The 23,692-nt window shown below is 68.6% G+C and carries 28 protein-coding genes; 14 read left to right on the plus strand and 14 right to left on the minus strand.

The genetic code is table 11. From position 1 onward, the window contains the following. Positions 1–57 precede the first annotated feature (57 nt). The gene (locus tag LTV02_RS29095) at positions 58–720 is read left to right on the plus strand and encodes a DUF4232 domain-containing protein (protein WP_067718803.1); all 663 of its coding nucleotides are present in this window, start codon (positions 58–60) and stop codon (positions 718–720) included. A gap of 177 nt (positions 721–897) precedes the next feature. On the opposite strand, the gene disA is transcribed toward LTV02_RS29095, so the two are convergent. The 3 genes from disA to LTV02_RS29110 form a co-directional block, all read right to left on the minus strand. Further along, positions 898–2,001, minus strand: a complete 1,104-nt coding sequence (disA, locus tag LTV02_RS29100; protein ID WP_233041739.1) for a DNA integrity scanning diadenylate cyclase DisA — start codon at positions 1,999–2,001, stop codon at positions 898–900. A gap of 76 nt (positions 2,002–2,077) precedes the next feature. Continuing rightward, complete coding sequence (gene radA, locus LTV02_RS29105) at positions 2,078–3,478, minus strand: DNA repair protein RadA (protein WP_233035022.1); 1,401 nt, start codon at positions 3,476–3,478, stop codon at positions 2,078–2,080. Between the two features lie 112 nt (positions 3,479–3,590). After that, positions 3,591–4,271 (minus strand): copper chaperone PCu(A)C, encoded by a 681-nt coding sequence (locus LTV02_RS29110; RefSeq protein WP_233035023.1) that lies wholly within the window; start codon positions 4,269–4,271, stop codon positions 3,591–3,593. A 405-nt stretch (positions 4,272–4,676) separates the two neighbouring features. Here LTV02_RS29110 and carD point away from each other — a divergent pair, with 405 nt between their 5' ends. From carD to LTV02_RS29140, 6 genes are all read left to right on the plus strand, one after another. Then, positions 4,677–5,165: an RNA polymerase-binding transcription factor CarD gene (gene carD, locus LTV02_RS29115; RefSeq protein WP_019931623.1), complete on the plus strand. Its 489-nt coding sequence runs from the start codon at positions 4,677–4,679 to the stop codon at positions 5,163–5,165. 56 nt (positions 5,166–5,221) lie between these two features. After that, positions 5,222–5,911: a 2-C-methyl-D-erythritol 4-phosphate cytidylyltransferase gene (ispD, locus tag LTV02_RS29120; RefSeq protein WP_233035024.1), complete on the plus strand. Its 690-nt coding sequence runs from the start codon at positions 5,222–5,224 to the stop codon at positions 5,909–5,911. A 14-nt stretch (positions 5,912–5,925) separates the two neighbouring features. Then, positions 5,926–6,393, plus strand: coding sequence for a 2-C-methyl-D-erythritol 2,4-cyclodiphosphate synthase (gene ispF / locus LTV02_RS29125; protein WP_067719073.1), 468 nt, complete (start codon positions 5,926–5,928; stop codon positions 6,391–6,393). A 107-nt stretch (positions 6,394–6,500) separates the two neighbouring features. Next, positions 6,501–7,892, plus strand: a complete 1,392-nt coding sequence (gene cysS / locus LTV02_RS29130) for a cysteine--tRNA ligase (RefSeq protein WP_233035025.1) — start codon at positions 6,501–6,503, stop codon at positions 7,890–7,892. Between the two features lie 208 nt (positions 7,893–8,100). Beyond that, positions 8,101–9,084 (plus strand): 23S rRNA (guanosine(2251)-2'-O)-methyltransferase RlmB, encoded by a 984-nt coding sequence (gene rlmB, locus LTV02_RS29135; protein ID WP_067718793.1) that lies wholly within the window; start codon positions 8,101–8,103, stop codon positions 9,082–9,084. Positions 9,085–9,237: 153 nt separating this feature from the next. Further along, positions 9,238–9,516: a DUF4190 domain-containing protein gene (locus LTV02_RS29140; protein ID WP_233035026.1), complete on the plus strand. Its 279-nt coding sequence runs from the start codon at positions 9,238–9,240 to the stop codon at positions 9,514–9,516. A 3-nt stretch (positions 9,517–9,519) separates the two neighbouring features. On the opposite strand, the gene LTV02_RS29145 is transcribed toward LTV02_RS29140, so the two are convergent. The 3 genes from LTV02_RS29145 to LTV02_RS29155 form a co-directional block, all read right to left on the minus strand. Then, the gene (locus LTV02_RS29145; RefSeq protein ID WP_067718788.1) at positions 9,520–10,329 is read right to left on the minus strand and encodes an enoyl-CoA hydratase/isomerase family protein; all 810 of its coding nucleotides are present in this window, start codon (positions 10,327–10,329) and stop codon (positions 9,520–9,522) included. Positions 10,330–10,444: 115 nt separating this feature from the next. Further along, positions 10,445–11,617 carry an acyl-CoA dehydrogenase family protein gene (locus tag LTV02_RS29150; protein WP_067718786.1) on the minus strand — a complete coding sequence of 391 codons (1,173 nt, stop codon included), beginning with the start codon at positions 11,615–11,617 and terminating at the stop codon, positions 10,445–10,447. A 77-nt stretch (positions 11,618–11,694) separates the two neighbouring features. Then, a complete protein-coding gene (locus LTV02_RS29155) occupies positions 11,695–12,438 on the minus strand; it encodes an alpha/beta fold hydrolase (RefSeq protein WP_233035027.1) in 744 nt (247 codons plus the stop codon). A 62-nt stretch (positions 12,439–12,500) separates the two neighbouring features. Between LTV02_RS29155 and LTV02_RS29160 the strand changes: the two genes are divergently transcribed. The 3 genes from LTV02_RS29160 to LTV02_RS29170 all read left to right on the plus strand — a co-directional run bounded on the left by LTV02_RS29160 (position 12,501) and on the right by LTV02_RS29170 (position 14,000). Continuing rightward, positions 12,501–12,812 carry an antibiotic biosynthesis monooxygenase family protein gene (locus LTV02_RS29160; RefSeq protein ID WP_067718780.1) on the plus strand — a complete coding sequence of 104 codons (312 nt, stop codon included), beginning with the start codon at positions 12,501–12,503 and terminating at the stop codon, positions 12,810–12,812. A gap of 211 nt (positions 12,813–13,023) precedes the next feature. Further along, positions 13,024–13,218 carry a CbtB domain-containing protein gene (locus LTV02_RS29165; protein ID WP_233035028.1) on the plus strand — a complete coding sequence of 65 codons (195 nt, stop codon included), beginning with the start codon at positions 13,024–13,026 and terminating at the stop codon, positions 13,216–13,218. Next, a complete protein-coding gene (locus LTV02_RS29170; protein ID WP_233035029.1) occupies positions 13,209–14,000 on the plus strand; it encodes a CbtA family protein in 792 nt (263 codons plus the stop codon). Before LTV02_RS29165 ends, LTV02_RS29170 begins: the two co-directional genes overlap by 10 nt. Here the strand turns inward: LTV02_RS29170 and LTV02_RS29175 are convergent. The 5 genes from LTV02_RS29175 to LTV02_RS29195 form a co-directional block, all read right to left on the minus strand. Continuing rightward, a complete protein-coding gene (locus tag LTV02_RS29175) occupies positions 13,969–15,225 on the minus strand; it encodes a DUF418 domain-containing protein (protein WP_233035030.1) in 1,257 nt (418 codons plus the stop codon). The two genes, LTV02_RS29170 and LTV02_RS29175, sit on opposite strands and share 32 nt — an antisense overlap. A gap of 160 nt (positions 15,226–15,385) precedes the next feature. Continuing rightward, positions 15,386–15,829 carry an OsmC family peroxiredoxin gene (locus LTV02_RS29180; protein WP_067718772.1) on the minus strand — a complete coding sequence of 148 codons (444 nt, stop codon included), beginning with the start codon at positions 15,827–15,829 and terminating at the stop codon, positions 15,386–15,388. 154 nt (positions 15,830–15,983) lie between these two features. Further along, positions 15,984–16,433, minus strand: a complete 450-nt coding sequence (locus LTV02_RS29185) for an SRPBCC family protein (RefSeq protein WP_233035031.1) — start codon at positions 16,431–16,433, stop codon at positions 15,984–15,986. 30 nt (positions 16,434–16,463) lie between these two features. Next, positions 16,464–16,784, minus strand: a complete 321-nt coding sequence (locus tag LTV02_RS29190) for a DMT family transporter (RefSeq protein ID WP_067718762.1) — start codon at positions 16,782–16,784, stop codon at positions 16,464–16,466. 1 nt (position 16,785) lies between these two features. Then, positions 16,786–17,451 (minus strand): FMN-dependent NADH-azoreductase, encoded by a 666-nt coding sequence (locus LTV02_RS29195; RefSeq protein ID WP_233035032.1) that lies wholly within the window; start codon positions 17,449–17,451, stop codon positions 16,786–16,788. Positions 17,452–17,554: 103 nt separating this feature from the next. Between LTV02_RS29195 and LTV02_RS29200 the strand changes: the two genes are divergently transcribed. Then, positions 17,555–18,157, plus strand: a complete 603-nt coding sequence (locus tag LTV02_RS29200; protein WP_233035033.1) for a TetR/AcrR family transcriptional regulator — start codon at positions 17,555–17,557, stop codon at positions 18,155–18,157. On the opposite strand, the gene LTV02_RS29205 is transcribed toward LTV02_RS29200, so the two are convergent. Then, positions 18,154–19,002: an ABC transporter permease gene (locus LTV02_RS29205; RefSeq protein WP_233035034.1), complete on the minus strand. Its 849-nt coding sequence runs from the start codon at positions 19,000–19,002 to the stop codon at positions 18,154–18,156. The two genes, LTV02_RS29200 and LTV02_RS29205, sit on opposite strands and share 4 nt — an antisense overlap. Beyond that, the gene (locus tag LTV02_RS29210; RefSeq protein WP_233035035.1) at positions 18,999–19,970 is read right to left on the minus strand and encodes an ABC transporter ATP-binding protein; all 972 of its coding nucleotides are present in this window, start codon (positions 19,968–19,970) and stop codon (positions 18,999–19,001) included. The genes LTV02_RS29205 and LTV02_RS29210 overlap by 4 nt, the downstream gene beginning before the upstream one ends. A gap of 126 nt (positions 19,971–20,096) precedes the next feature. Here LTV02_RS29210 and LTV02_RS29215 point away from each other — a divergent pair, with 126 nt between their 5' ends. Then, on the plus strand, positions 20,097–21,335 hold the full coding sequence (locus LTV02_RS29215; RefSeq protein WP_233035036.1) for a sensor histidine kinase: 1,239 nt from the start codon (positions 20,097–20,099) through the stop codon (positions 21,333–21,335). A 28-nt stretch (positions 21,336–21,363) separates the two neighbouring features. Beyond that, positions 21,364–22,026, plus strand: a complete 663-nt coding sequence (locus tag LTV02_RS29220) for a response regulator transcription factor (RefSeq protein WP_233035037.1) — start codon at positions 21,364–21,366, stop codon at positions 22,024–22,026. Position 22,027: 1 nt separating this feature from the next. Here the strand turns inward: LTV02_RS29220 and LTV02_RS29225 are convergent, their stop codons facing one another. Continuing rightward, complete coding sequence (locus LTV02_RS29225) at positions 22,028–22,687, minus strand: vWA domain-containing protein (protein ID WP_233035038.1); 660 nt, start codon at positions 22,685–22,687, stop codon at positions 22,028–22,030. 195 nt (positions 22,688–22,882) lie between these two features. Here LTV02_RS29225 and LTV02_RS29230 point away from each other — a divergent pair, with 195 nt between their 5' ends. Then, entirely contained in the window at positions 22,883–23,677 is a 795-nt protein-coding gene (locus LTV02_RS29230; RefSeq protein ID WP_233035039.1) for an LLM class flavin-dependent oxidoreductase, read from the plus strand. Positions 23,678–23,692: the final 15 nt, after the last annotated feature.

Consider the following 23,692-nt stretch of genomic DNA (forward strand, 5'->3'; position numbering starts at 1 on the left):
CCGACACGCCGAGACCCTGCCGGGGATGCGTCCGACGGTGCCCTTACCGTTGTCAGCGTGCTGGAACCGAATGGACCGCTGCCGCCGGAAATCTACTGGCGTCGTCGCGCACTCGCGATCGGCGCACTGGTGGTCGCCCTCGCGATAGTGATCTGGGTGGCTTTCGCACTGCTGCGCGGCGGCGGTGGCGACGACGCCAAGGCCGACGGCAAGACCACCACTTCCGCGGGCGCGACCAACAAGCCCGCCGGAAGCTCCTCCGGCGCACCGGAGTCGAGCGCGCCCAAGCCCAGCGGCAGCGGCGCCAGTGCCGCGCCGGCGGCCTCCGGGCAGTGCCCGGACCAGTCCCTGGCAGTGAAGGTGAATGTCGGGCAGCCGACCTACAAGACCGGTGAGCAGCCGGTGTTCGGCATCGTCATCACCAATATCTCCAGCAGCGCCTGCGAACGGGACATGGGTTCGGGGCTGCAGCTGGTGTCGGTGCAGTCGCTGGACGGGCAGCGCAAGCTGTGGGCCTCCACCGACTGCTACCCGGACGGCACCCCCGACGTGCGCACCCTCAATCCGGGCCAGCAGGCCGCCTTCACCGTCACCTGGTCCGGGGCCACCTCCGCGCCGGGCTGCGCGGGCGAGCGCGTCGCCGTGTCGCCGGGGCCGTACACCGTTGTGGCGCAATTGGGTTCGGTGCGCAGCTCCCCGGAACCGTTCAATATCGCCTGAACTGTTCCGCCTCTCCGCGACTTCGGCGCACGGCTGAGAGCCGTCGCCAGTTGGCATGCGGGGCGGCGGTTCGGAGCCGAACCGCTTCTGGCGTACCCGATGAGTTACCCCGGTCGTCCCGAAATCAGCTGTCGCGTTCGCGGACGGAACGGGCCGCCTTCGTCGTTCCGGCGCGGCTCACGGGTGGCGGTGGTCGCCGAGCCGGGCCACACCCTCACGAATGCGGCGCGCCAGTACGGGATTCATGCCCTCCACCGCTTCCAGATCGGCCGGAGTGGCCTCCAGAAGCGCGCGTAGCGTGCCGAACGCGGCGACCAAGGGTTCGACCCGCCGGAAGGGGACGCGCGGGATCTGGGCGAGCAGGCGGTAACCGCGCGGGCCGACCGCGGTCTCCACGGCTTCCGGGGTGGCCGGATAGCCAAGGGGCGGAGCCAGATTCGCCAGCTCCACCAGATCGGCGTCGGCGAGCCGGTCCAGGCGGGCCAGCGCCCGGTCCACCTGCGTCTCCCCCGCCGCCTCGGCGACCAGGTAGTCGCGCACCAGCAGGCGGCGCAGGTTCTCGGTGTCGGCGACCAATTCGGTGAGCTGCAGCGCCAGCTGGCGGCCGTCCACGCCGAGCTCCAGGACATCCTGTTCGATCTCGCCCGCGGTGCGGCGCATGAGCTCCAGGCAGTGCAGCACGGTCAGCACGTCGCGCAGCGTCGCGAAGTCCTCCAGCTCCAGCGCGGACAGCCGGCGGGTCAGCTCGTCGAGCCGGAAACGGTAGCGCTGCAACGTGGCCATGGCCTGATTGGCCCGCGACAGGATGGTCGCCGAATCCTGCACCAGATGCCGGCCGCCCTGCATGTACACGGTCACCAATCCGGTGGAACCGCTCACCGACACCACCGGATATCCGGTCTGCAGCGCGGTGCGTTCGGCGGCTTTGTGCCGGGTCCCGGATTCCACCGTCGGCAATCCCGGATCGGGCACCAAATGCACATTCGCGCGTACGATCCGCATACCGTCGGTGGAAAGCACAACCGCACCATCCATTTTCGATAATTCGCGCAAGCGGGTGGGCGCGAATTCGGCATCCAATTCGAATCCGCCGTCGCAGATTCGCTCCACTCGATCGTCGTATCCGAGCACCACCAAACCACCGGTGCCGGCCCGCAGAATTCGATCGATTCCATCGCGCAATTGCGTCCCCGGCACCAGGCGCGCGATCACGTCCCGGACCACTTCCGCCGAATTCTCCTGACCAGCCGCGGAATCGCCGGCACTGGCGAGCACCGGCATCGAACGACCGAGCAGCCCGTTCATCCAGCGTCCCGCCATCACCCGCGCCCTCTCCGGCTCGCCCCCGCCACGATCGTCATTCGGCCAATTCCTCGCGCGGCCGTTCCCGCCGCCGCCCGCGCAGCCCGGTGATGGCCAGCGCCGCACCGAGATCCGCGACCTCGCGCAGCGTCATGCTGCGGCCGGCGCGGTCCACGCCGGGCGGCACCAGCGCCTCGGTGAACCCCAGCCGCTCGGCCTCGGCCAGCCGCCGCGACAGCCCGGTCACCTGCCGGACCTCGCCCGCCAGCCCGACCTCGCCGAGCACCACCATGCCGCTGGGCAGCGCCCGGTCCATACCCGCGCTCGCGATGGCAAGCGCGACAGCCAGATCCGCCGCCGGTTCCACCAGCCGCATGCCGCCGACGGTGGCCGCGTACACGTCCTGCTTGCCCACGTAGACCCCGCCGCGGCTCTGCAGCACGGCCAGCACCATCGAAACCCGGTTGTAGTCCAGGCCGCTCACCGCGCGGCGCGGCGCGGGCGCCTGGGTGTCCACGGTCAGGCCCTGCACCTCGCCGAGCATGGGCCGCTTGCCGTCCATGGCGACGGTGACCGCGGTGCCCGGCACGGCCGCGCCCCGGTGATGCAGGAACAGGCCCGACGGATCGTCCACGCAGTGGATGCCGGCCTCGCGCATCTCGAAACAGCCGACCTCGTCGGTGCTGCCGAAACGGTTCTTGATGCCGCGCACCATGCGCAGCGAGGAATGCTTGTCGCCCTCGAACTGCAGCACCACGTCCACCAGATGCTCCAGGGTGCGCGGACCGGCCACCGCGCCGTCCTTGGTGACGTGCCCGACCAGCAGCACCGCGATACCGCTCGCCTTGGCCAGCGAGGTGAGCGCCGCCGTCACCGATCGCACCTGGGTGACGCCGCCGATCACGCCGTCCGCGTCGGCGGCCAGCATGGTCTGCACCGAGTCCACCACCAGCAGTGTGGGTTTCACCTGCTCCACATGCCCCAGAATGGTCCCCAGATCGGATTCCGCGGCCAGGTACACCTTTTCGTGCACCGCACCGGTCCGGTCCGCCCGCAGCCGCACCTGCCCCGCCGATTCCTCGGCCGTCACGTACAGCGCGATCTCGTCCCGCACCCGCGCCCACCGATGCGCCACCTCGAGCAGCAGCGTCGACTTGCCCACCCCCGGCTCGCCCGAGAGCAGCACCACGGACCCGGGAATGATCCCGCCGCCGAGCACTCGATCGAGCTCCGAAACCCCCGTCGACCGGGCGAACGTCTTGTTCGCGTCGATCCCCGTGATCGGCACCGCCGCGGTGCTCGGCAACATGGCCCGCCGCCCCACCGCCACCGCGGCCGAGGACGACGCCACCTCCTCGATGGTCCCCCAGCCCCCGCACTCCGGGCACCGGCCCACCCATTTGGCGACCTCGTGCTGGCAGTCGGCACAGCGATACAGCGATTTCACCTTGGCCACGCGGGCAGCCTAACCAGCCGCCCCGACAGGTCCGGGCAGCCCGCCCCCGGCAAAAGATCGCGCCCCGCTTCGGTTTCCGAAGCGGGGCGCGATCGAGGCTGTGGAGCGGGGCTCAGTGGCCGCCCTTCCTCTCACCCTCCGCGGAGACGGGCTCCGGGCGCGGGTGGTCCGGGCCGGCGTCGACCGGGACGTTGACGACGACGGTGCCGGCGTCCTTGAAGTTGAAGGTGACCGGGTAGGTCAGGCCGGGGGTGACGTCCTTGGTCAGCCCGGTGACCTCGATCAGGACCGGCTTGGCGTCCGGGTCGGCGACCTTCTCCGACGCGGGGGCGGCCGCGGAGGTGGTGGCGCCGTGCGAGTCGTGCCCGGCCTCGGCCGCGCCGTGCTCGTCCTTCTTGGCGGCGGCGCCCTCGGCCTTGTCGGCGACCACGGTGGCCTGCGGCTTGATCTCGACCTTGGAGGCGATCTTGACCGGGCCCAGGTCGGTGGTGATGCTGACCAGCTCGTCGGTCTTGTACTCGCTCATATTGACGGCGCTGAAGGCGAGCACCGCCTTGCCGCCCTTGGCGTTGTTGTACTCCTCGGTCTTCGGCAGCAGGAAGCGCACGTCGCGCAGCGCGATATTGCTGACGTTGGCCGCGTTGCCGTTGACCGCCGCGACCTGGCTCGCGGTCTGCGAGATCTGACCGGCACCGCAACCCGACAGCGCGAGCACCGCACCCGCGGCGAGTGCGGCAACGGTCACGGCACGCCGCCGCTTCTTCGACGCAGTGGTGGCTTTCAGGGCAGTCACGGGGTCCTCCATGTCGACCGGGCTCACTCCACTATGGAGAGTAGTAGTCAAAGAGAGTAATCCGTGTCTCGCCGCGCCACACAGGCGGGCGGTGTTGTGGGTGGGACGCACGGGGCGCGCCCGGGCGTGATGATCGAGTGCGCACATCCACATGATCGATTCCGAGTTTGCGTCGTTGCGTTCGCAGCGGATGCAATGTCGTTTATGGGAGGTGCGCACTCGCGTATGCGTGAAGCGCTCCCGCATATGCGTCCGTTTGTAACTCCTTATGGCACAACGGGATGCATACGAATCGCGTTCTGTCAACCCCCGCCGCCGCCTCGTTGTGGCCCTGACCTGCGCCGTTGATCGCGCCGTTACCGAGTCGCATGTTAAACTGTGAACATCGAAAGGGGCACGGGACACATGATTTTTAAGGTCGGAGACACCGTCGTTTACCCCCACCACGGAGCGGCGCTGATCGAAGCTATCGAAACCCGCACCATCAAGGGTGTACAAAAGGAGTATCTGGTCCTGAAGGTCGCACAAGGCGACCTGACCGTTCGGGTTCCCGCTGAGAACGCGGAATACGTCGGCGTCCGCGACGTCGTCGGCCAGGAGGGCTTGGATCGAGTCTTCCAGGTACTGCGCGCTCCGCACACCGAAGAGCCCACCAACTGGTCTCGCCGCTACAAGGCCAACCTCGAGAAGCTCGCCTCCGGCGATGTGAACAAGGTGGCCGAGGTCGTTCGTGACCTGTGGCGCCGGGAGCAGGACCGCGGCCTGTCCGCCGGTGAGAAGCGCATGCTGGCCAAGGCTCGGCAGATCCTCGTCGGTGAGCTCGCGCTCGCGGAAGGTACCGACGACGTGAAGGCCGAGACCCTGCTGGACGAGGTTCTCGCCGCGGCGTCCTGACCGTGAACAGATCAGCCGGCGACTCTCGTGTCGTCGCACTGGTTCCTGCCGCCGGCATGGGTGTTCGCCTCGGTGAAAACAAACCGAAGGCGTTCGTCCACGTCGGCGGCAGTCCCATGCTCGCATTGGCGGTGCAGGGCCTGATCGATTCCGGGTCCGTCGACGAGGTTGTGGTTATGGTGCCCGCCGAACTCGTCGCCGAGACCCGCGCCCTGCTGCCCGACACCCCGACCCCCGTGCACGTCGTGCCCGGGGGCGCCGAGCGCACCGATTCCGTGCGCGCCGGGCTGGCCGCCGCACCGGACGCCACCTACGTGCTGGTCCACGACGCCGCCCGCGCCCTCACCCCGCCCGCGCTCATCACGCGCGTGGTGGACGAATTGCGTGCCGGGGCGCAGGCCGTGGTGCCGGGGCTGCCCGTTTCGGACACCATCAAATCCGTGGACGCCGCGGGTGCGGTGACCGGCACGCCCGACCGTTCCGCACTCCGCGCGATCCAGACTCCGCAAGGCTTCGATGCCGCACTCCTGCGCTCGGCCTATGCCACCGATACCCAGGCGACCGATGACGCGGGCCTGGTCGAACTGCTGGGCGCTATCGTGCGCACCGTGCCCGGAGACACCCTCGCCTTCAAGATCACGACACCGCTCGATCTGATCTTGGCCAATACGCTTGCCGCCCAGCGTGATACCGCCGACACCGTCAGCACCCTTGACCGGACACGCGAGGCGGTGACTGCGCCGTGATCGATCCCGCCTCGATGCGCGTGGGCATCGGCTCCGACGTGCATCCGATCCAGCCCGGCCGCCCCTGCTGGATGGCGGGCCTGCTGTTCGACGGCGACAGCGGCTGCGAAGGCCACTCCGACGGCGATGTCGCCGCCCACGCGCTGTGCGACGCGCTGCTCTCCGCCGCAGGTCTGGGCGATGTGGGCGCGGTCTTCGGCACCGGGAAACCGGAGTGGGAAGGCGTGTCCGGGGCGGCCATGCTGAAGGAAGTCCGGCGGCTGCTGGACGAGGCCGGCTTCACGATTGTCAATGCGGCTGTACAAGTAATCGGGAATCGTCCCAAGATCGGTCCGCGCCGGGCCGAGGCACAGCAGGTGCTGGGCGAGATCCTGGGCGCACCCGTGTCGGTCTCCGGCACCACCACCGACGGCCTGGGACTCACCGGCCGCGGCGAGGGCATCGCCTCGGTGGCGACCGCCCTGCTCTGTTGTCGGTCCTGATACGCCCTCGGTCCAGAAACCGATTCGAGTAAAAACCTGTTCGCGGCCGACCTCGAAGCCGTATCCGCCCGTAATCCGCTATATCTCAACAGCTAGGATGCTCTGTCGTGACTCTGCGCCTTTTCGACACCGAGACAAGGACCTTGCGTGACTTCACGCCGCTGGTCCCCGGTCATGCCTCGGTGTACCTGTGCGGCGCGACCGTCCAGGGGGAACCGCATATCGGCCATGTGCGCAGCGGCGTCGCGTTCGACGTCCTGCGACGCTGGCTGGCCGCCAATGGATTCGACGTCGCCTTCATTCGCAATGTCACCGATATCGACGACAAGATTCTGAACAAGGCCGCCGAACACGGCCGCCCGTGGTGGGAATGGGCCGCCACCCATGAACGCGCCTTCGACCGCGCGTACGAGGCCCTGGGCGTGCTGCCGCCGTCCGCCGGACCGCGGGCCACCGGGCATATCACCCAGATGGTGCAGATGATGGAACGGCTCATCGAGCGCGGCCACGCCTACCCGTCCGACGGGAACGTGTATTTCGATGTGCTGAGTTTCCCGGATTACGGGAAATTGTCGGGGCACAAACTCGACGACGTGCACCAGGGGGAGAGCGCCGGGACCGGTAAGAAGGATCCGCGCGATTTCACGCTGTGGAAGGCCGCCAAGCCGGGTGAGCCGAGCTGGCCGTCGCCGTGGGGTCCGGGCCGCCCGGGCTGGCATCTGGAATGCTCCGCCATGGCCGAGTTCTATCTCGGCGCGGAATTCGACATCCATTGCGGCGGTATGGATTTGATCTTCCCGCATCACGAGAACGAGATCGCCCAGTCACAGGCGGCCGGGGACGGGTTCGCCCGGTACTGGCTGCACAACGGCTGGGTGACCATGAGCGGCGAGAAGATGTCCAAGTCGCTGGGCAATGTGCTCTCCATTCCCAATGTGCTGCAACGGGTCCGGGCCGTGGAGCTGCGCTACTACCTGGGCAGCGCGCACTACCGGTCCATGCTGGAGTACTCGGACAAGGCGCTGGCCGAGGCCGCGACCTCGTACCAGCGGATCGAGGCGTTCGTCGAGCGGGTGCGCGAGCGGGCCGGGGAGATCCCGATCGGCACTTGGACCGACGCCTTCGCCGAAGCCCTGAACGAGGACCTCGGGGTGCCCAAGGCGCTGGCCGAGATCCATCACGTGGTGCACGAGGGCAACAAGGCCGTCGAAGCCGGCGACCTCGAGGCCGCGCGCACGCTGGCCGGTCAGGTGCGGGCCATGCTCGGCATTCTCGGGGTCGATCCGCTGGACGCGCACTGGGTGACCCCGGCCGACGACACCTCGGCCATCGCGGCCCTGGACGTGCTCATCGGGGCCGAACTCGAACGGCGTCAGCAGGCCCGCAAGGACAAGGACTGGGCCACCGCCGACGCGGTCCGCGACCGGCTCAAGGCCGCGGGCGTCGAGGTCACGGACACCGCGCAGGGTGCGGAGTGGACGTTGACGAAGGACAAGTGAACTTTCCGCCCCCGGGCGGAACGGGTGAGGTTCGGTCGCCGCGTGCGGCCGGACAGTGGAGGTGCTGCCCCCGGGCAGCGCGGATTGACAGGGGCGCAGCCGTTTCGCTGCGCCGACCGGATGCAGGTTTCCCGCAGTGATCGACGGAGCGCGGGTTCTCCCGTGACCGGCGAGTGCGGGTTTCCCGCGTGATACGGAAGGCGAAGTGATGGCAGGGAATTCGGCACGGCGCGGCGCGGTGCGTAAGTCGGGCACCAAGAAGGGGCAGGTCGTCGGGTCCGGCGGCAAGCGCCGCCGCGGGCTCGAGGGCAAGGGCGCGACCCCGGCGGCGGTGGACCGGCCGTACCACGCGGCCGCCAAGAAGGCCAAGGCCAAGGCGAAGGCGGAGAACGCCGCCGCGACCACCCGGTCCCGCAATGCGAGCCGGCCGCTGGCGGGCCGTAAGGACAGCGACGGGCCGGAGCTGGTGCTCGGGCGCAATCCGGTCGTGGAATGCCTGCGCGCCGGAGTGCCGGCGACCGCGCTGTACGTGGCGGTGGGCACCGAGAACGACGACCGGCTCAGCGAGGCCGTGAAGATCGCGGCCGAGACCGGGATCTCGATTCTCGAGGTGCCGCGCACCGACCTGGACAAGATGAGCCACAACGGGCTGCACCAGGGACTCGGGCTGCAGGTGCCGCCGTACAAGTACGCGCATCCGGACGATCTGGTGGACCGGGTCAAGCAGAGCGCGGAACCGGCGCTGCTGGTCGCCATGGACAACATCACCGATCCGCGCAATCTGGGCGCGGTGATCCGTTCGGTGGCGGCGTTCGGCGGGCAGGGCGTGGTGATCCCGCAGCGGCGCAGCGCCAGCGTGACCGCGGTGGCGTGGCGGACCAGTGCGGGCGCGGCGGCGCGGCTGCCCGTGGCGCGGGCCACGAATCTGACTCGCACGCTGAAGGATTGGGCGAGCCAGGGGTACCAGATCGTGGGCCTGGACGCGGGCGGGGACACCACCCTCGACGAATTCGACGGCAGCGCACCGACGGTCATCGTGGTCGGATCCGAGGGCAAGGGGCTCTCGCGGCTGGTGCGCGAGAACTGCGATTCGATCCTGAGCATTCCGATGGCGGGGCCGGTGGAATCGCTGAACGCCTCCGTCGCGGCGGGCGTGGTGCTCGCGGAAGTGGCGCGGCAGCGGCGCAAGTAGGACCGAACTCGCCGATCCCGGCGGGCCGCGAATTCGTCATCCCGGCGGGCTTTGGCCGGGAATCAGGTAGTCGATCGTCCAGAAACGGTGTCGCGCAAGCGAACACCGCGCGTCAGCCTGCCGAGTCGGGGCTTGCGAACGTAAAATCGCACGGTGGTCATCCCTGAGCAGCCGATCGGCGCACCTGTTGAGCACGAGCATGCGACGACGGTGTTGCTGCTCGGCGTGCTCAGTCTGTTCTGTTGCGGGGTGCTCGGGCCGGTGGCCTGGGTGCTCGGGCGGCGGGCCCTGAACGATATCGAGGCATCCGGCGGCGCCTACGGCGGCCGCGTGCAGGTGATGGTGGGCTACGTGCTCGGCATCATCGGCACACTGTGGATGATCGCCCTCGCCATCCTGTTCATCCTGATGATCATCGGCGGGAATGCCTGAGGGTCAGTCCAAACCGGGACGTTTGCCGTCGGTGACGGCGTCCCAGGCGGGCCATTCGGTGCTGACGGTGCCGGTCCATTTGGGCTGGCGGCGGTCCTTGAGGGCGGCTACGCCTTCGCCGCCGTCGGTGGATTTGGCCACGTAGTCGTTGAGTTCGGTTTCCAGGCGGCCGACGGTTTCCGGGGTCATGGTCGGGGCTTCCCAGAGCAGGCGCTTGGAGAGTGCGACCGGGAGCGGGGCCGAGCCGTGGGCGATGTCGTGCGCGACTTCCAGCGCGGTGGGCAGCACTTCGGTGGCGGGCAGGCAGGCATTGGCGATGCCGAGCGCGCGGGCTTCGTCACCGTCGAAGGTGCGGCCGGTCAGCAACAGGTCGGCGGCATTGGCGCTGCCGATCAGGCGGGGCAGGGTCCAGTGCGCGTAGCCGTCGGCCAGCGCGCCGCGGCGCACCTGGTTCAGCGCGTAAACGGCATCGCGAGCGATATACCGCAGATCGCACTGCAAGGCGATGGTCAGCCCGATGCCGACCGCATGCCCGTTCACGGCCGCGATGACCGGCTTGCGAATCCGGAAGGGCGGCGGATCGATCAACCCGTTGACCTCGCCGACCTTCAACGACAGATCGGCCCCCGCGCAGAAGGCCGGCGGCGTCCCGGTGATCACCACCGCGCCGATGGCGTCGTCATTGTCGCAGCGACGTAGCGCCGCACCGAGTTCCGACGCCATGGCGGGTGTGAGCGCGTTCTGCTGGGCAGGCCGGTTGAGCGTGAGCACCGCGACCCCACCGGACACATCAACATGCAGTTCCGAACTCATGCTCGCGAATCCTAGTCGGTGACTATGACTTGTCCCGCCCCTTCGGGCAGGTAGACGTGGGCTCGCGGCTCCCAGGGGTTCGGGGGCGAAGCCCCTGAGAGTTACGAGAGTTGTGCTATCCGCGGAGCAGTTTGCGGCCGATGGCGTATTTGTGGACCTCGGTGGGGCCGTCGTAGAGGCGGAACGCGCGCATGTCGCGGAAGATCATTTCGACCACGGTCTCGTCGGAGATGCCGATGCCGCCGAGCACCTGAACGCAGCGGTCGGTGACCTTGAACAGTTCCTCGGAGACGTAGGACTTGGCGATCGAGGATTCGTGCCGCGCCTTCTCGCCCTGATCCATCAGCCAGCAGGCATGCCAGATGGTCAGCCGGCACTGGTGCAGCGCGATCTCGTTGTCCGCCAACATGAACGACACGCCCTGATGCTCACCGATGGTCTTGCCGAAGGCAGTCCGGGTCTTGGCGTAGTCGACGGCGATGGCCTGCGCCCGCTCGGCCGCGCCCAGCCAGCGCATGCAGTGCGTCAAACGCGCCGGAGCCAGCCGCAACTGGGCGTACCGCAGCGCCTGCCCGGTCTCGCCGAGCACGGATTCGCGCGGCAGCACCAGGTTCTCGAAGTTCACGACCGCATGCCCGCCGACATAGTTGCGGTCCATGGTGTTCATGATCCGCTCGATGACGATGCCCTCGGCGTCGCCGTCGCACAGGAACAGCGTCGGCCCCTCGGGCAGGTGCGGGTTGGCGGCCAGGCGGGCCATGATGATCCAGGTCTTGGCCCCGTCGGCGCCGGTGATCAGCCATTTGCGCCCGTTGATGGTGAAGTTCTCGCCGTCGAACACGGCTTCGGTCGCGAGCTGGTTGGGGTCCGAGCCCGCGCCGCCGGGTTCGGTCATGGCGAAGACCGAGCGCTGGTGGCCGTCGATGACCGGCTGCAGGTACTGCTTGGTCTGCTCCGGGTTCGCGATCTTGGAGAGCAGGAACATATTGCCCTCGTCGGGCGCGGCGCAGTTCATGGCGACCGGGCCCAGGGTCGACCAGCCGGACGCCTCGTACAGCACGGCCTGTTCGACGTGGGTCAGCCCGCGACCGCCCAGTTCCTTGGGCGCCTGCACGGTCAGCAGGTTCTCGGCGCGCGCCAATTCGACCAGTTCCTGGCGCAATTCGTCATTGGGCCCGTGCGCGGTCAGGCGCGGGTCGCGCTCGAAGGGGACGATCTTGTCGATGACGAACTGGCGAACCCGATCGCGTTCGGCGGCGAGTTCGGCAGGAATCGTGAAGTCGATCATCGGTGGTCACCATTCACTCTGGGATGCGTCGAGCCGAGCATACGACGGGCGCGCGCGGAGACTGAAGGCACCCGCCTTCAATCGAGGACGCGCCGCAGGAAAGCCTCGACTTCGGCCCGGTAGGCGGCGGGTTGGTCGTCGTGGACCAGGTGCCCGGCATCGGCGATGACCACGTGCCGGGCGCCGGGATGCACGGCCGCCATCTCCGCCATCTGCCCCGGCGGGGTGATGGTGTGCTCGCCCTCGAGCAGCAGCGCGGGCACGGTGATGGATTTCCACTGCGCCCAGAAGTCCCGGCTCCCCCATTCCTCGGAAATGTCCCGGAAGGTCGGTATGTCACCGTGCAGCCGGAACCCGTCCGGCCCCTTGATGAAAGAGGCCAGGAAATACCGCCCCGCCACCGGACCGAAGAACTCCAGCACCGCCTCCTCGGACGGAAACGGTTGCGGCCAAGCCGAAATCACGGCCGCCCAATCCGCCGCGGTCCGGCCCCGGAAATCCGGTGCGATGTCCTCGACCACCAGCGCCCGCACCCGCTCCGGATGCGCCGCGGTGAACATCCACCCGTGCAGGCCGCCCATCGAATGCCCGATCACCACCATGGGTTCGGCGATAGCCGCCGTGGCCGCGGCCAGATCCGCCACGAAGGCCTCGGTGGTCAGCTCGGCCGGTGCGGGCCGCCCGTGCCCCGCCGCGTCGAAGGTGTACACGTGCCCGAACTCGCGGATCCAATCCAATTGGGAATCCCAGGTCCGAGCACTGCCCATCAACCCGTGCAGGAGCAGGATCGGCACGCCGGCGCCGCCTTCGTCATACAACACATGATCAATCTATGGGCAAACGGCAGGTCGGGGCTGAGACAGGGCGGGGTAGCCTCGCTCCCATGGCAGTAGTCAAGATCAACGCAATCGAGGTTCCCGAGGGCGCCGGCCCCGAATTGGAGAAGCGCTTCGCGGCCCGCGCGCACGCCGTGGAGAACTCCCCCGGCTTCCTGGGCTTCCAGCTGCTCCGCCCGGTCTCCGGCGACAATCGCTATTTCGTTGTCACGCAGTGGGATTCCAACGAATCCTTCGAAGCCTGGCGCGACGGCCCGGCCCGCGAAGCGCACGCCGGCGAGGCCCGCAAGCCGGTGTCCACCGGTGCGTCGCTGCTGGAGTTCGAGGTCGTCCTCGACGTCACCGGCAAGAACGCCTGATAGACCCCGTATTGACGCCGGGCCAGCGGGGATGTCACTCTTCGGAGTGAAGTAAGCGATGGTGACGTGTAACCCGGTGTGATTCCGGGGCGGTCGCGCCACTGTTATCCACGCACAAGTCCCGAGTTCGGGGTGGGTGCCGGAAAAGCCAGACACCGGCACCGTCGCAACCCAACTCGAGGGGGACGCGAAATCCCCAAGGAGGACTCGCATGGCCATCGTCCACAATCCCAGCCGGAGTGGTGACGCGCTGAACGCGCTGCTCATCTCCGCGGCTGTCGTTCTGCTCGCACTGCTCACCGTGTACCTGGTCGGTTTCGATCAGGGCGTCATCTCCCGTACGGGGATGTACATGCACGAGCTGATGCACGACGGACGGCACCTGCTGGGCGTCCCGTGTCACTGAGCGAAACCAAACCCCTCGCGGGTTCGCTCAAGACGCTTTTGCTGCGCGGCCTGCTGGCCGGCCTCATCGCGGGCCTGCTGGCGGGCACCGTGGGTTTCCTGATCGGGGAATCCAAGGTGGACGCGGCGATCGCCATCGAAGAAGCGCAATCCCGAACGCATTCCGATGCCCATGGCGCGGCCGAGTCGGCCGGTGGGCATTCGCACGGTGACGAGGAAGAACCCCTCGTGAGCCGTACCGGTCAGAAGTTCGGCCAGTTCCTGGCATTGGGCCTGTTCGGCATCGCCATGGGCGCACTGCTGGCCACGGCCGCCAATGTGGCTCGGCGATATACCCGATGGTCCGGGCCGCAGCTGGCGCTCGGGCTGGCGGCGGGTGGCTGGCTCGCCGTTGTCGCGGTGCCGTTCTTCAAGTACCCGGCCAATCCGCCCGCGGTGGGCGATCCGGACACCATCAATCAGCGCACCTGGTTGTGGCTGGCGGTCGTGATCCTCGGCTTCGCGGCCGTGGGCGCGGGCGTGTACGTGTTCAAACTGCTTCGCACGCAGCTGAATACGGTGCGGATCATCGGCGGCGTGGTGGCGTTCCTGGCGGTCACCGCCGTCGGATACGTGGCGCTGCCGGGTATCAACGAGGTCAAGGACGATTTCCCGGCGACGCTGCTGTGGCAGTTCCGGGTGGCGTCGCTGGCCGAGACCGCCACGCTGTGGGCGGCGCTCGGGCTGGCCTTCGCGGCCTTGACCGAATTCGCTAGCCGCGATCGGGTACCAGCCGGTCTGTGACGCCCATGGTCACCCTGTGCAGCAGCCACTCCGCCGGACCGCGGCGGAATACGCTGCGCCACAGGGTCGCCAGGAGCAGTGAACCGAGGGCCAGGATGGCCAGCAGGCCCCAGCCCGGGGCGTGAATTCCGGTCGGCATCGCATCGGATTCCGCATCCGGCAGCGGGACCAGGATGCCCACGGCCAGCACCTGCAGGATGTACAGGCTCAGCGCGCAGGACCCCGCGGCGATCAGGGGCCGCAGCAGCAGTTCCAAGCGCGGGGTGAGCAGCAATAGCGCTCCGATCACCAGCAGTGCCACGCCCGTCGCGCCGAAGACCTCGAACGGGGTGCCGCTGTGCGGATTCGCCACGGTCAGCCACCACCAGCTGGTGGTCGGGGTGACGCCGAGGCCGGACGCGTCGAGGAACTGCCCCGGCTCGAAATCCGTGCCCGATTCGGCGAAAACCGGGGCCAGCAGATCGATCAGGTGCTGCCGGCCGCCCAGCGCGTGCTGCACGAACCACGAACCGCCGTAGCCGAGCACGGCCAGTGCCAGACCACTGCCGAGCACCGCGGCGGGCCGGATATGGCGAATCCCGAAGCGCCCCAGGGCCAGACCGGCCAGCACGAACGGCATCCAGGTCAGCGCCGGGTAGCCGCCGGTGAGAATCAGCATCTCGGCGAACTCGCGCAACCCCGCCCACGTGGTGAGCATGTCGAAGGTCGGGCTGCCGCCGAAGGTGTTCTGGTCCATATGGCTTCGGAGCACGAACGACAGGATCGGTCCCGCCACCGCCCACGCCGCCGCGAGCAGCGCCAGCGTCCGTGCGGAGAGCCGCAGCAGTGGTAGCGCGAGCAGGAAATACAGGCCGTAGTAGGTCAGGATGATCATGATGCCGATGCCGGACGGCACCAGCGCGAGCGCCATGCCCAGCACCGCGATGAGCAGTGCCCGCGCGGCGATGCGAACCCTGGTGCGGCGCGCCGCGATTCCGGAGTAGGGGCGATCCCCGCCGGACATCAGCGCCAGCGACACCCCTGCGAGCACCGCGAACAGCGCGGCGGACCGGCCCTGGAAGACCGTCAGCCATGATGCCCCGGCCATGCCGTCCTGCGGTCCGACGTGCACCGCGAACATCCCCAGCACCGCGATCCCGCGCGCCGCGTCGAGCGCGAGCACCCGCGGCAGCGAACCCTTGGCATCCGCTGTAACGGCGGTTTCGACGGCTGTCTGCCCACTCATGAAAAACACCCACCTTCGCGATCTCGACTGGCAGCGACTGCCAGGCTAGATCCGAAAGTGGGTGCGATTCGAGGCGAAAGCCCGGTTCCGGGCGAGAAATAGCCGAAAGGACTAGCCCCCGGCCATCCCTCGCAAACTATCGGCGTACCGGCTTCGCGACTCAGGACTCGAAGGTCGCGTCCAGTTCGATGTTGTCCACACCGGAGAGCGCCTTGGAGACCGGGCAGCCCGCCTTGGCGGCCTGCGCGGCGGCCAGGAAACCGTCGGCGTCGATGCCGGAAGCACGGCCGACCACGGTCAGCTTGATGTTCGAGATACGGAAACCGCCGGCCGGATCCGGGCCGAGCGTCACATCAGCGGTGACGTCCAGGGCTTCCGGAGTGCCGCCCGCCCGGCCGATCTCGGCCGAGAGCGCCATCGAGTAGCAGGAGGAATGCGCGGCGGCGATCAGCTCTTCGGGGCTGGTGGTGCCGTCGGCATTGTCGGCCGAACGCTTCGGGAACGAGACGTCGTACTTGCCGACGCCGGAGCTGACCAGCTCGACCTGACCCGAGCCGTCCTGCAGACCACCGGTCCACGCGGTGCGTGCGGAACGTGTAGGCATCACTGTCCTTTCTGTGTTGGATTTGCCCCTCCGCTTCGCTTCGGGGCGGGTTCGCGGCCTTTATGTCTCGTTCTTCCCTCCCTCCGCTCCTCCGCTTCGCTCCCCCGCTCCACTCAGTCCAGAACGAGACGGCCGCGAACCTTTGCTGACGCTACTAGGAAGTTGCGACAGCCGTGCGGCGGTCCAATTGTTCGAGGACCTGGGGCCAGGACTTTTCGTGGCGGTCGCGGGAGGCGGCGTTGGGGAAGCCGGCGTGGGTGAGGAGGAGGACGGTGCCGGCGCCGTGGTCGGTGAATTCAACGGTGAGAACGGTTTCCACGCCCTCGGTGCCGCCGGGGCCGGTCACCCAGGTCAATTCGACCAATTGGTCCGGGATAAGGCGCAAGAAGCGGCCGTAGTGGGGGTGGCCGCCGCCGGCGGTGAAGAAGAACGGCTCGTTGACGGCGGGGCGCATGAGCACCGATCCGGGATCGGCGAACCACAGCGACAGCTGCTGGGTGCACATGCGGTAGAGCTCGGCGGGCGAGGCCGCCATGATGCGCTCGGTGGCCAGGAAGAACGGCCGCGCGGAGAGGTCGGGAGGCCGGATCGGCGCAACGTCCATGGGGCGGCACGATACCGCCCCGCGCGCACGTCACTCGGGATTGGTCACCCTTGCCAGCACTATGCCGCCGACGATCATGGCCAGCGCGAGCACCCGGCCCGCACTGAGCGGGTCCTTCTGCACGATCACGCCGAGGCCGATGGCGCCCACCGCGCCGATGCCGGTGAAGACCGCGTAGGCGGTGCCGACCGGGAGCGATTGCATGGCGTAGGAGAGCAGGTAGACGGCGACCGCGGCCAGCACGAAGCAGATCAGGGTGGCCAGCGGCTTGGTGAAATTCTGGGTCGGCTTGATGGACTGCGACCACGCGATCTCCACCAGGCCGGCCAAACCGAGGATGAGCCAGTTCATTTCAGTACTCCTTGCCGAGGCGGCGGGCCGCTTCCAGGGCCGCCGCATAGGACGCGTCGTGCTTGTCGCGCAGGTGGGCCAGGCCGGGATCCTGGCGGGAGTTGGCCAGTTCCGCGTGCACGAAGACGGTGTCCTCGACGGCGAAATGGCCGGCGAAGAAGTCGCGGAGGTAGCGCTCCTGGTAGTCGTAGATCGCCTTGGGCGCGCCGGGCGAGTACGCGCCGCCGCGGGCGCTGGTCACCACGAAACGGCTGGGGGCCAGCGACATTCGCGGGAAGGTGATCTGGTCCAGCCAGGCCTTGAGCGCCGCCGGGATCGAGTAGTTGTACATCGGGGTGCCGACCAACACCACGTCGGCGGCGCGCACCTCGCGCAACAGCGGTTCGACAATGGCCCAAGCCGCTTGCTGCGCAGGGGAATTCACCAGCTCCGGGAGCCGATCGAGGTCGATGCTGCCCGGACCGGCGGGGAGCAGCCGGGCCAGCACCAGATCGCAGAGTTCGGCCCACGCCTCGCCGATGAACGGGACGGGCTCGGCCGCCAGGTCGCGATAGACGTAGCCGCCGTCCGGATGCTCGGCCCGCCAGGCGTCGGCGAACACGCCGCTGAGCTCGCGGCTGATCGAGGTGCGGCGGGCGCTGGCGTCGAGGTGCAGCAGGTTCGGCATGACGTTCTCCATTCAAGTGGACATTGTGTCCGGTTGATGAATCGAACGATAGCGATAACCGGACAGCTTGTCCACTTATTCCGTGACGGCTACAGTGAGCTGCATGAAACCCGTCGGGCTACCGCTGCTGAACGATCTCTCGACGCCCGCCGCGCCGGTCGAACGCGCCGACGCCGCCCGCAATCGGGCCAAGATCCTGGCGGCCGCCACCGAACTGTTCGGGTCACGCGATCCGCGCACGGTGACCATGGACGACATCGCCAAGGCGGCCGGTGTGGGGCGGGGGACGCTGTATCGGCGGTATCCGGATGTGGGGTCGATCGCCGTCGCACTGCTGGACGAGCACGAAAGGGCTTTGCAGGAAAAGCTTTTGCGCGGCGAGCCACCGCTGGGTCCCGGAGCGCCGCCCGCGCAGCGATTGGCCGCCTTCTACGCCGCCATGGTCGAACTCCTGGATACCCACGCCAACCTGGTACTCGGCGCGGAGGCCGGCAGTGCCCGGTTCCGGACCGGGGCCTATCAGTTCTGGGTCGTGCACGTGCGGTCGCTGCTGACCGAAGGCGCTGTGCCGCAGCCCGATTCACTGGCCGACGCACTGCTGGCTCCGCTCGCCGCGGAGGTCTACCGACAGCAGCGCGAGCGCGGCCTGACCTCGGAGGAGATCAAGACCGCGCTCGGCAGACTGGCCGTCGGCGTCTTCGGTTAGGCCATATCGCGGCGGCGGATCAGGAATACCGTGCCGGCCACGAACAGCGCCACGTAGACGGCGAGGGTGAGCAGGGACTCGTTGCGGCTCAACACATCCAGCACACCGGGGGTGGCGGGGCCGCCCGTGGTGCGCATGGCTCCGGCCAATGAGCCCGCGGCCGTACCGGGCAGATGATCGGTGATCGCCTCGATGGGTGAGAAGATGCCCGCTACCCCTCGAAGCAGGTTCTCCACCACCAATACCCAGACCAGGCCCAGGCCCACGGCCAGCGCCGGTCCTCGGGCGATCACGCCGATCACCGCCCCCGCGAGGGTCCACATACCGAGAATCGCGGTGCCGGTGGCGATTCCGAGCACCATACGGCTCACCGGCGGCAGGGCGAGGGACTGCCCCTGGGTCGAGGCGATCAGCGCCGCCACCCCGGTATCGACGACGAAGGCGACCAGCACCAGCGCCACCACCGTCGCGGCCAGGCTCACCACCACGCCGCCCACCGCCGCGGCCCGCGAAGGCCCTTGGGTGAGAACGGTTTTCCAGGTGCCCCAGCCATACCCGCTACCGGTGGCCAGCGCGCCGAGCACCAGCATGAGCGCCCCGCCGAACATGGCCATACCCTGCGTGAACACCTCGGGCACGGCGGCCGGAAGCATCAACTGCAACAGCACTTCTCGCGGCTGGCCATTGGACATCCGGCCGCTGTCGCCGGTGGTGTAGGCCAGATAGTTGAACAGGTAGGCGAACGTGAGATTCAACAGGATCCACGTCCCCAGTACGATCCAGAAGGCGGGCCATTTGCGCAGGCGCAGCAGTTCGGCCCGGGTGGCGGCTAGCAGGTCTCTCATTTCACCGACTCCGTCATCTCGAAGAACACTTCTTCCAGCGATTTCTCGTCGCTGCGCAGTTCCAGCAGGTCCGCGCCCGCCGCGATGACCGCACGCGCTACCGCGGGCGCCTTTGCCGCACCGGCGTCGACTCTGATGCCGGTGGCGGTCAGCAGTGCGGATCGATCGCCGACCACCCGGCGCACCGCCGGGAAAGCCAGCTCGAGCGGGTCGGCGCGCACGAAAAGCGATGCCGCGCCGCGCAGTTCACGCACGGTGGACTCGGTGAGCAGCCGCCCGCCGGAGATGACGCCGACGCGGTCACAGATCTCCTGCACTTCGCTGAGCAGGTGACTGGACAGCACGACGGTGTGCCCGTCGGCGGCCAAACCGGTGATGAGCTCCCGCATCTCGGCCATGCCGGCCGGATCGAGACCATTGGTGGGTTCGTCGAGAATCAGCAGGTCGGGACGGCCGAGCAGGGTCGCGGCCACGCCCAGGCGCTGCTTCATGCCCAGCGAGTAGGTGCGGAACTTGTCGTCGCCGCGCTCGGTGAGCTTGACCCGGCCGAGCACCTGCTCCACCTCCGCGCGGCCGGCCCCGCGGTATTCGGCCAGCACCCGGAGGTTGTCGCGACCGGAGAGATACGGGTAGAAACCGGGGCCTTCGATCAGAACGCCTATGCGGCGCAAGGTATCCGGATCGCCCGGCCGCTGCCCGAGCACCGTCGCGGCGCCCTCGGACGGCCGGATCAGGCCGACCAGCATGCGCAGGGTGGTGGTCTTGCCCGCCCCGTTCGGGCCGAGGAAACCGTAGATCTCACCGCGCTGGACGCTCATGCTCACGGCGTCCACTGCGGTGTGGGAGCCGTAGCGTTTCGTCAACCGGTCGGTGCTGACTACCGCGTCGGTCGCGTCGAGCCCGGAGGCGGCAGCCCGCGTAACCCCGGAGGGCTCACGATCGACGCTGTCGGATGCTGCTTCGTTCATGGCTTCCAGAATCCGCTCCTACCTGCGGCGGAACATCCGGCGCGGGGCGCGATCGGGCGTACGTATCCAGACGTATTTCGGGCGTAGCGGCTGCCGCCCGGGGGTGTACGGCATTACCGTGCAGCTATGGAGTCGAGTGGGGGACGAGTCGGACGGTGGGATATCGCGCTCGCCGCGATCGTCGCCGTCGTGCAAGCGGGGGCGGGCACGCTGGCCAATCGGCATCAGACCGGGATCCGGGAACTGGACGTGCTCGGGTACCTGCTGCTGGTGGCGGGGCCGCTGCTACTACTGGCGCGCGATCGGTATCCGCTGGCGGTGTTCTACGGCGTGCTGGCGGCGACGTGCGCGTTCATGCTCGCCGGGTACGGGTACGGACCGGTGTTCATCTCGCTGGTGATCGCGTTCCTCACCGCCGGGGTGCGTGGATCACGTTGGCACACCTACGGTTTGGTGCCGGTCGGCTATCTGCTGATGGTCTGGCCGGTGCCCGGATGGCGCGGCTACGACACCGATGCGTGGCAGGAATTCGGGCTGCTGGCATGGCTGGTCGTGCTGGTGGCCATCGCCGAGGGGCTGCGACAGCGGCGGGCGGCGGTGCGGGCGCGGCGCGAACGCGAGGACGAGGCGCGGCGCAACGAACAGGCCGAACGGGAACGCGAACACGCCGAGCAGGCGCGGGAACTCGCCGAACGGGAACAGCGCGCCAGCGAGGAACGCCTGGCCATCGCGCGGGAACTGCACGATGTGCTGGCGCACAGCCTGTCGCTGATCAATGTGCAGTCCTCGGTGGCGCTGGAGCTCATCGACCGCAAACCGGAGCAGGCGGCCACCGCGCTGGCGGCCATCAAGACGGCGAGCAAGGACGCGCTCGGCGAGGTGCACGCGCTGCTGCGGTCCATCCGGGCGGGGGCGGGGACCAGCAATGCGGGGACCATCACCGCGCCGACCGCGCCCACCGTGGGCATTACCGATCTCGACAGTCTCACCGCGCCCGCGCGGGCCGCCGGGCTGGTGGTGCACACGGCGGTGACGGGGGCGCGGCAGCGGCTGCCCGCCGTGGTGGATGTGGCGGCGGCGCGGATCGTGCAGGAGTCGCTGACCAATGTGGTGCGGCACGCACCCGGCGCGAGTGTGCTTGTCACGCTGAACTGTTCGGCCGATCGGCTGCAATTGACCATCGACAACACCAAGCCCACGCGGGCGCCGGCGCCGGCTTCCAGCGGCGGGCACGGGATCACCGGGATGACCGAACGGGTGCGGGCGCTGGGCGGGCAGCTCTCGGCGGAACCGAAGGTGGACGGTGGATTCCGGGTGACGGCCCGGCTGCCCACCCATCTGGCCCGGCCGGAACCGGCTGCGTAGCTTCGATATTCGACAGGAAGGACGGGCCTTGAGCATTCGAGTGGTGATCGCCGACGATCAGGCGCTGGTGCGGGCGGGATTCGTGGCGCTGCTCGATGCCCAGGACGATATCGAGGTGGTCGGCGAGGCCGACAACGGTGAGCAGGCGCTGCGGCTGGCGCGCGAACACGCACCCGACGTGGTGCTGATGGACATCCGTATGCCGGTGCTCGACGGGCTGGCCGCCACCCGTGCCATTGCCGCCGATACCGCGCTCACCGGCGTGAAGGTGGTCGTGCTGACCACCTTCGAGCTCGACGAATACGTCTTCGAGGCGATGCGCGCCGGGGCCACCGGGTTCCTGGTGAAGCACACCGAACCCGCCGATCTGATCAAAGCCATTCGGGTGGTGGCGGGCGGTGACGCGCTGCTCTCCCCCAGCGTCACCCGCCGCCTGGTCGCCGAATTCGCCACGCACGCCAAACCCGCACCGGCGGCGGAACTCTCCGAACTCACCGACCGGGAACGCGAGGTCATGGCGCTGGTCGCCGAAGGACTCACCAATGCCGAGATCGCCGAGCGGCTGTTCATGAGTCCCGCCACCGCACGCACCCACGTCAGCCGGATCCTGTTGAAGCTCAATGCCCGGGACCGCACCCAGCTGGTCGTCATGGCCTACGAATCGGGGCTGGTGCGGCCGGGCTGGCAGTGAATCAGCTGCCGGGATTGGATTCGTGGCGTTCCTGATCGGTGAAGCCGCGGCGCGCCCGGGCACGCATGTGCCGCTGGGATTTCAGATCCGAGGTATTGCGTGAGGCGGCCCGGAAGACGTTCGAAACACCCTGTGCGCCCGCGGCATAGGTGATGGACTGCTGCGGGGCGAAACCCATGGCGGTGCCGATCGAGACGGCGTCCATGTTCGCGCCCAGGAACAGGAAGTTCCAGTTGTAGACGTCCTGCTGCTGGGTGATCAGGGCGCGGACGGCCGGATGCGTCCATTCCTTGCTGGAGTTCTCGTGGCCGTCGGTGAGGACCACCACCACGACGGTGCCGGGGCGGGCGGACTCCGGGCGGGCGGCGAGTTCCGCGCCCACATCGGTGATCAGGCGGCCGACGGCGTCGTACAGGGCGGTCATGCCGCGCGGTTGCAGTTGCAGCGGCGGGACCGCGGGCAGTGGGCGATTGGCGTAGACCAGGTCGTATTCGGTGTCGAACTGGGCCAGGGTCACCTCGACGATCTCGTCGCGGCCCGCGGAATCGCGCTGTTCCTGCATGTAGGCCGCGAAGCCGCCCTCGGTATCGGACTTGATGGACTGCATCGACCCGGAACGGTCCAGCAGTACCGCGATCAGCGTGAGATTCGGATTCGTCATCGGTTTCAACCCTTGCGATTCGGCCATGTGAACGACCCCGACGGTACGACCGGGCGCTTACGGCCCACCGTGTCTTTTCCTTGCAGGACCGGCGGATTCGGTCTATCCCCGTTGACGCCCGTACGTACCCGGACGTAGTCGAGATACCGTCCGCAAACAGATTCCCCGACAATCCGCCCCGCGCATGCTCGAAGCATGAGCATGAACTTCGGCCTAGTCACCGCCCCTCGATCCGGTTCCGAATGGGTGCGCACCGCCCAGGACGCGGAAGCGCAGGGCTATTCGGTCCTGCTGCTCCCCGACACCCTCTACACCCCCTCGCCCCTGCCCGCCCTGGCCGCCGCGGCCGCCGTCACCGAGCGGATCCGATTGCGCCCCAACGTCCTGGCCGCCCCCATGCGCACTCCCGCCGCCACCGCCCGCGAAGTGTCCGCGCTGCAATTGCTCTCGGACGGCCGGTTCGAACTCGGACTCGGCTCCGGCCGTCCGGACGCCGCCGGCGAGGCCGAAAAGCTCGGGGTGCCTTGGGGTTCCGCCGGGCAGCGGCGACAGCAGCTGGTGGACGTCATCGCGGCCGTGCGCGCGACGGTGCGACCCGCGCCGCCGATCGTGCTCGCCGCCTCCGGGCCGCGCATGCTGGCCACCGCCGCCGAACTCGCCGACCGCATCCACCTGGCCGTCCAGCCCGCGGCCACCGAACAGGAGCTGGCCGGCATCGTGGCCACCGTGCGCGATCACACCGACCGGCCGATCGCCTTCAGTCTGCAATTGGTGGGGATCGGCGAGCAGCTGCCCTATTTCATGTCCAAGCACCTGGGCGTGACCATCGAACAGTTGCGGGCGGCCGACTCCGCCGCGCTGCTGCCCGCCGATCCGGGGGCGGCCGCCGAACTGCTGGAATACCGCCGCGAGAAATACGGCATCGACGAACTGCTGGTCCCCGCCGAACTCGCCCGGCCCATGGCTCCCGTGCTGGCCCGTTTCCGCTGACCTGCGCTACCCGGG

This window comes from Nocardia yamanashiensis (genome assembly GCF_021183565.1).
In the GTDB taxonomy this organism is placed as follows: Bacteria; Actinomycetota; Actinomycetes; order Mycobacteriales; family Mycobacteriaceae; genus Nocardia; species Nocardia yamanashiensis.

Bases quoted from the DNA above. Each gene is read 5' to 3' on its own strand.
- LTV02_RS29160 (WP_067718780.1), top strand. From the start codon at position 12,501: ATGGCAGTAGTCAAGATCAACGCAATCGAGGTTCCCGAGGGCGCCGGC.
- ispD (WP_233035024.1), top strand. From the start codon at position 5,222: ATGGGTGTTCGCCTCGGTGAAAACAAACCGAAGGCGTTCGTCCACGTC.
- rlmB (WP_067718793.1), top strand. From the start codon at position 8,101: ATGGCAGGGAATTCGGCACGGCGCGGCGCGGTGCGTAAGTCGGGCACC.
- LTV02_RS29175 (WP_233035030.1), bottom strand. From the start codon at position 15,225: ATGAGTGGGCAGACAGCCGTCGAAACCGCCGTTACAGCGGATGCCAAG.
- LTV02_RS29145 (WP_067718788.1), bottom strand. From the start codon at position 10,329: ATGAGTTCGGAACTGCATGTTGATGTGTCCGGTGGGGTCGCGGTGCTC.
- LTV02_RS29190 (WP_067718762.1), bottom strand. From the start codon at position 16,784: ATGAACTGGCTCATCCTCGGTTTGGCCGGCCTGGTGGAGATCGCGTGG.
- LTV02_RS29195 (WP_233035032.1), bottom strand. From the start codon at position 17,451: ATGCCGAACCTGCTGCACCTCGACGCCAGCGCCCGCCGCACCTCGATC.
- disA (WP_233041739.1), bottom strand. From the start codon at position 2,001: ATGCCGGTGCTCGCCAGTGCCGGCGATTCCGCGGCTGGTCAGGAGAAT.
- LTV02_RS29185 (WP_233035031.1), bottom strand. From the start codon at position 16,433: ATGGACGTTGCGCCGATCCGGCCTCCCGACCTCTCCGCGCGGCCGTTC.
- LTV02_RS29210 (WP_233035035.1), bottom strand. From the start codon at position 19,970: ATGAACGAAGCAGCATCCGACAGCGTCGATCGTGAGCCCTCCGGGGTT.
- ispF (WP_067719073.1), top strand. From the start codon at position 5,926: ATGCGCGTGGGCATCGGCTCCGACGTGCATCCGATCCAGCCCGGCCGC.
- LTV02_RS29205 (WP_233035034.1), bottom strand. From the start codon at position 19,002: ATGAGAGACCTGCTAGCCGCCACCCGGGCCGAACTGCTGCGCCTGCGC.
- LTV02_RS29150 (WP_067718786.1), bottom strand. From the start codon at position 11,617: ATGATCGACTTCACGATTCCTGCCGAACTCGCCGCCGAACGCGATCGG.
- LTV02_RS29180 (WP_067718772.1), bottom strand. From the start codon at position 15,829: ATGCCTACACGTTCCGCACGCACCGCGTGGACCGGTGGTCTGCAGGAC.
- carD (WP_019931623.1), top strand. From the start codon at position 4,677: ATGATTTTTAAGGTCGGAGACACCGTCGTTTACCCCCACCACGGAGCG.
- LTV02_RS29200 (WP_233035033.1), top strand. From the start codon at position 17,555: ATGAAACCCGTCGGGCTACCGCTGCTGAACGATCTCTCGACGCCCGCC.
- LTV02_RS29230 (WP_233035039.1), top strand. From the start codon at position 22,883: ATGAGCATGAACTTCGGCCTAGTCACCGCCCCTCGATCCGGTTCCGAA.
- LTV02_RS29215 (WP_233035036.1), top strand. From the start codon at position 20,097: ATGGAGTCGAGTGGGGGACGAGTCGGACGGTGGGATATCGCGCTCGCC.
- LTV02_RS29165 (WP_233035028.1), top strand. From the start codon at position 13,024: ATGGCCATCGTCCACAATCCCAGCCGGAGTGGTGACGCGCTGAACGCG.
- LTV02_RS29225 (WP_233035038.1), bottom strand. From the start codon at position 22,687: ATGACGAATCCGAATCTCACGCTGATCGCGGTACTGCTGGACCGTTCC.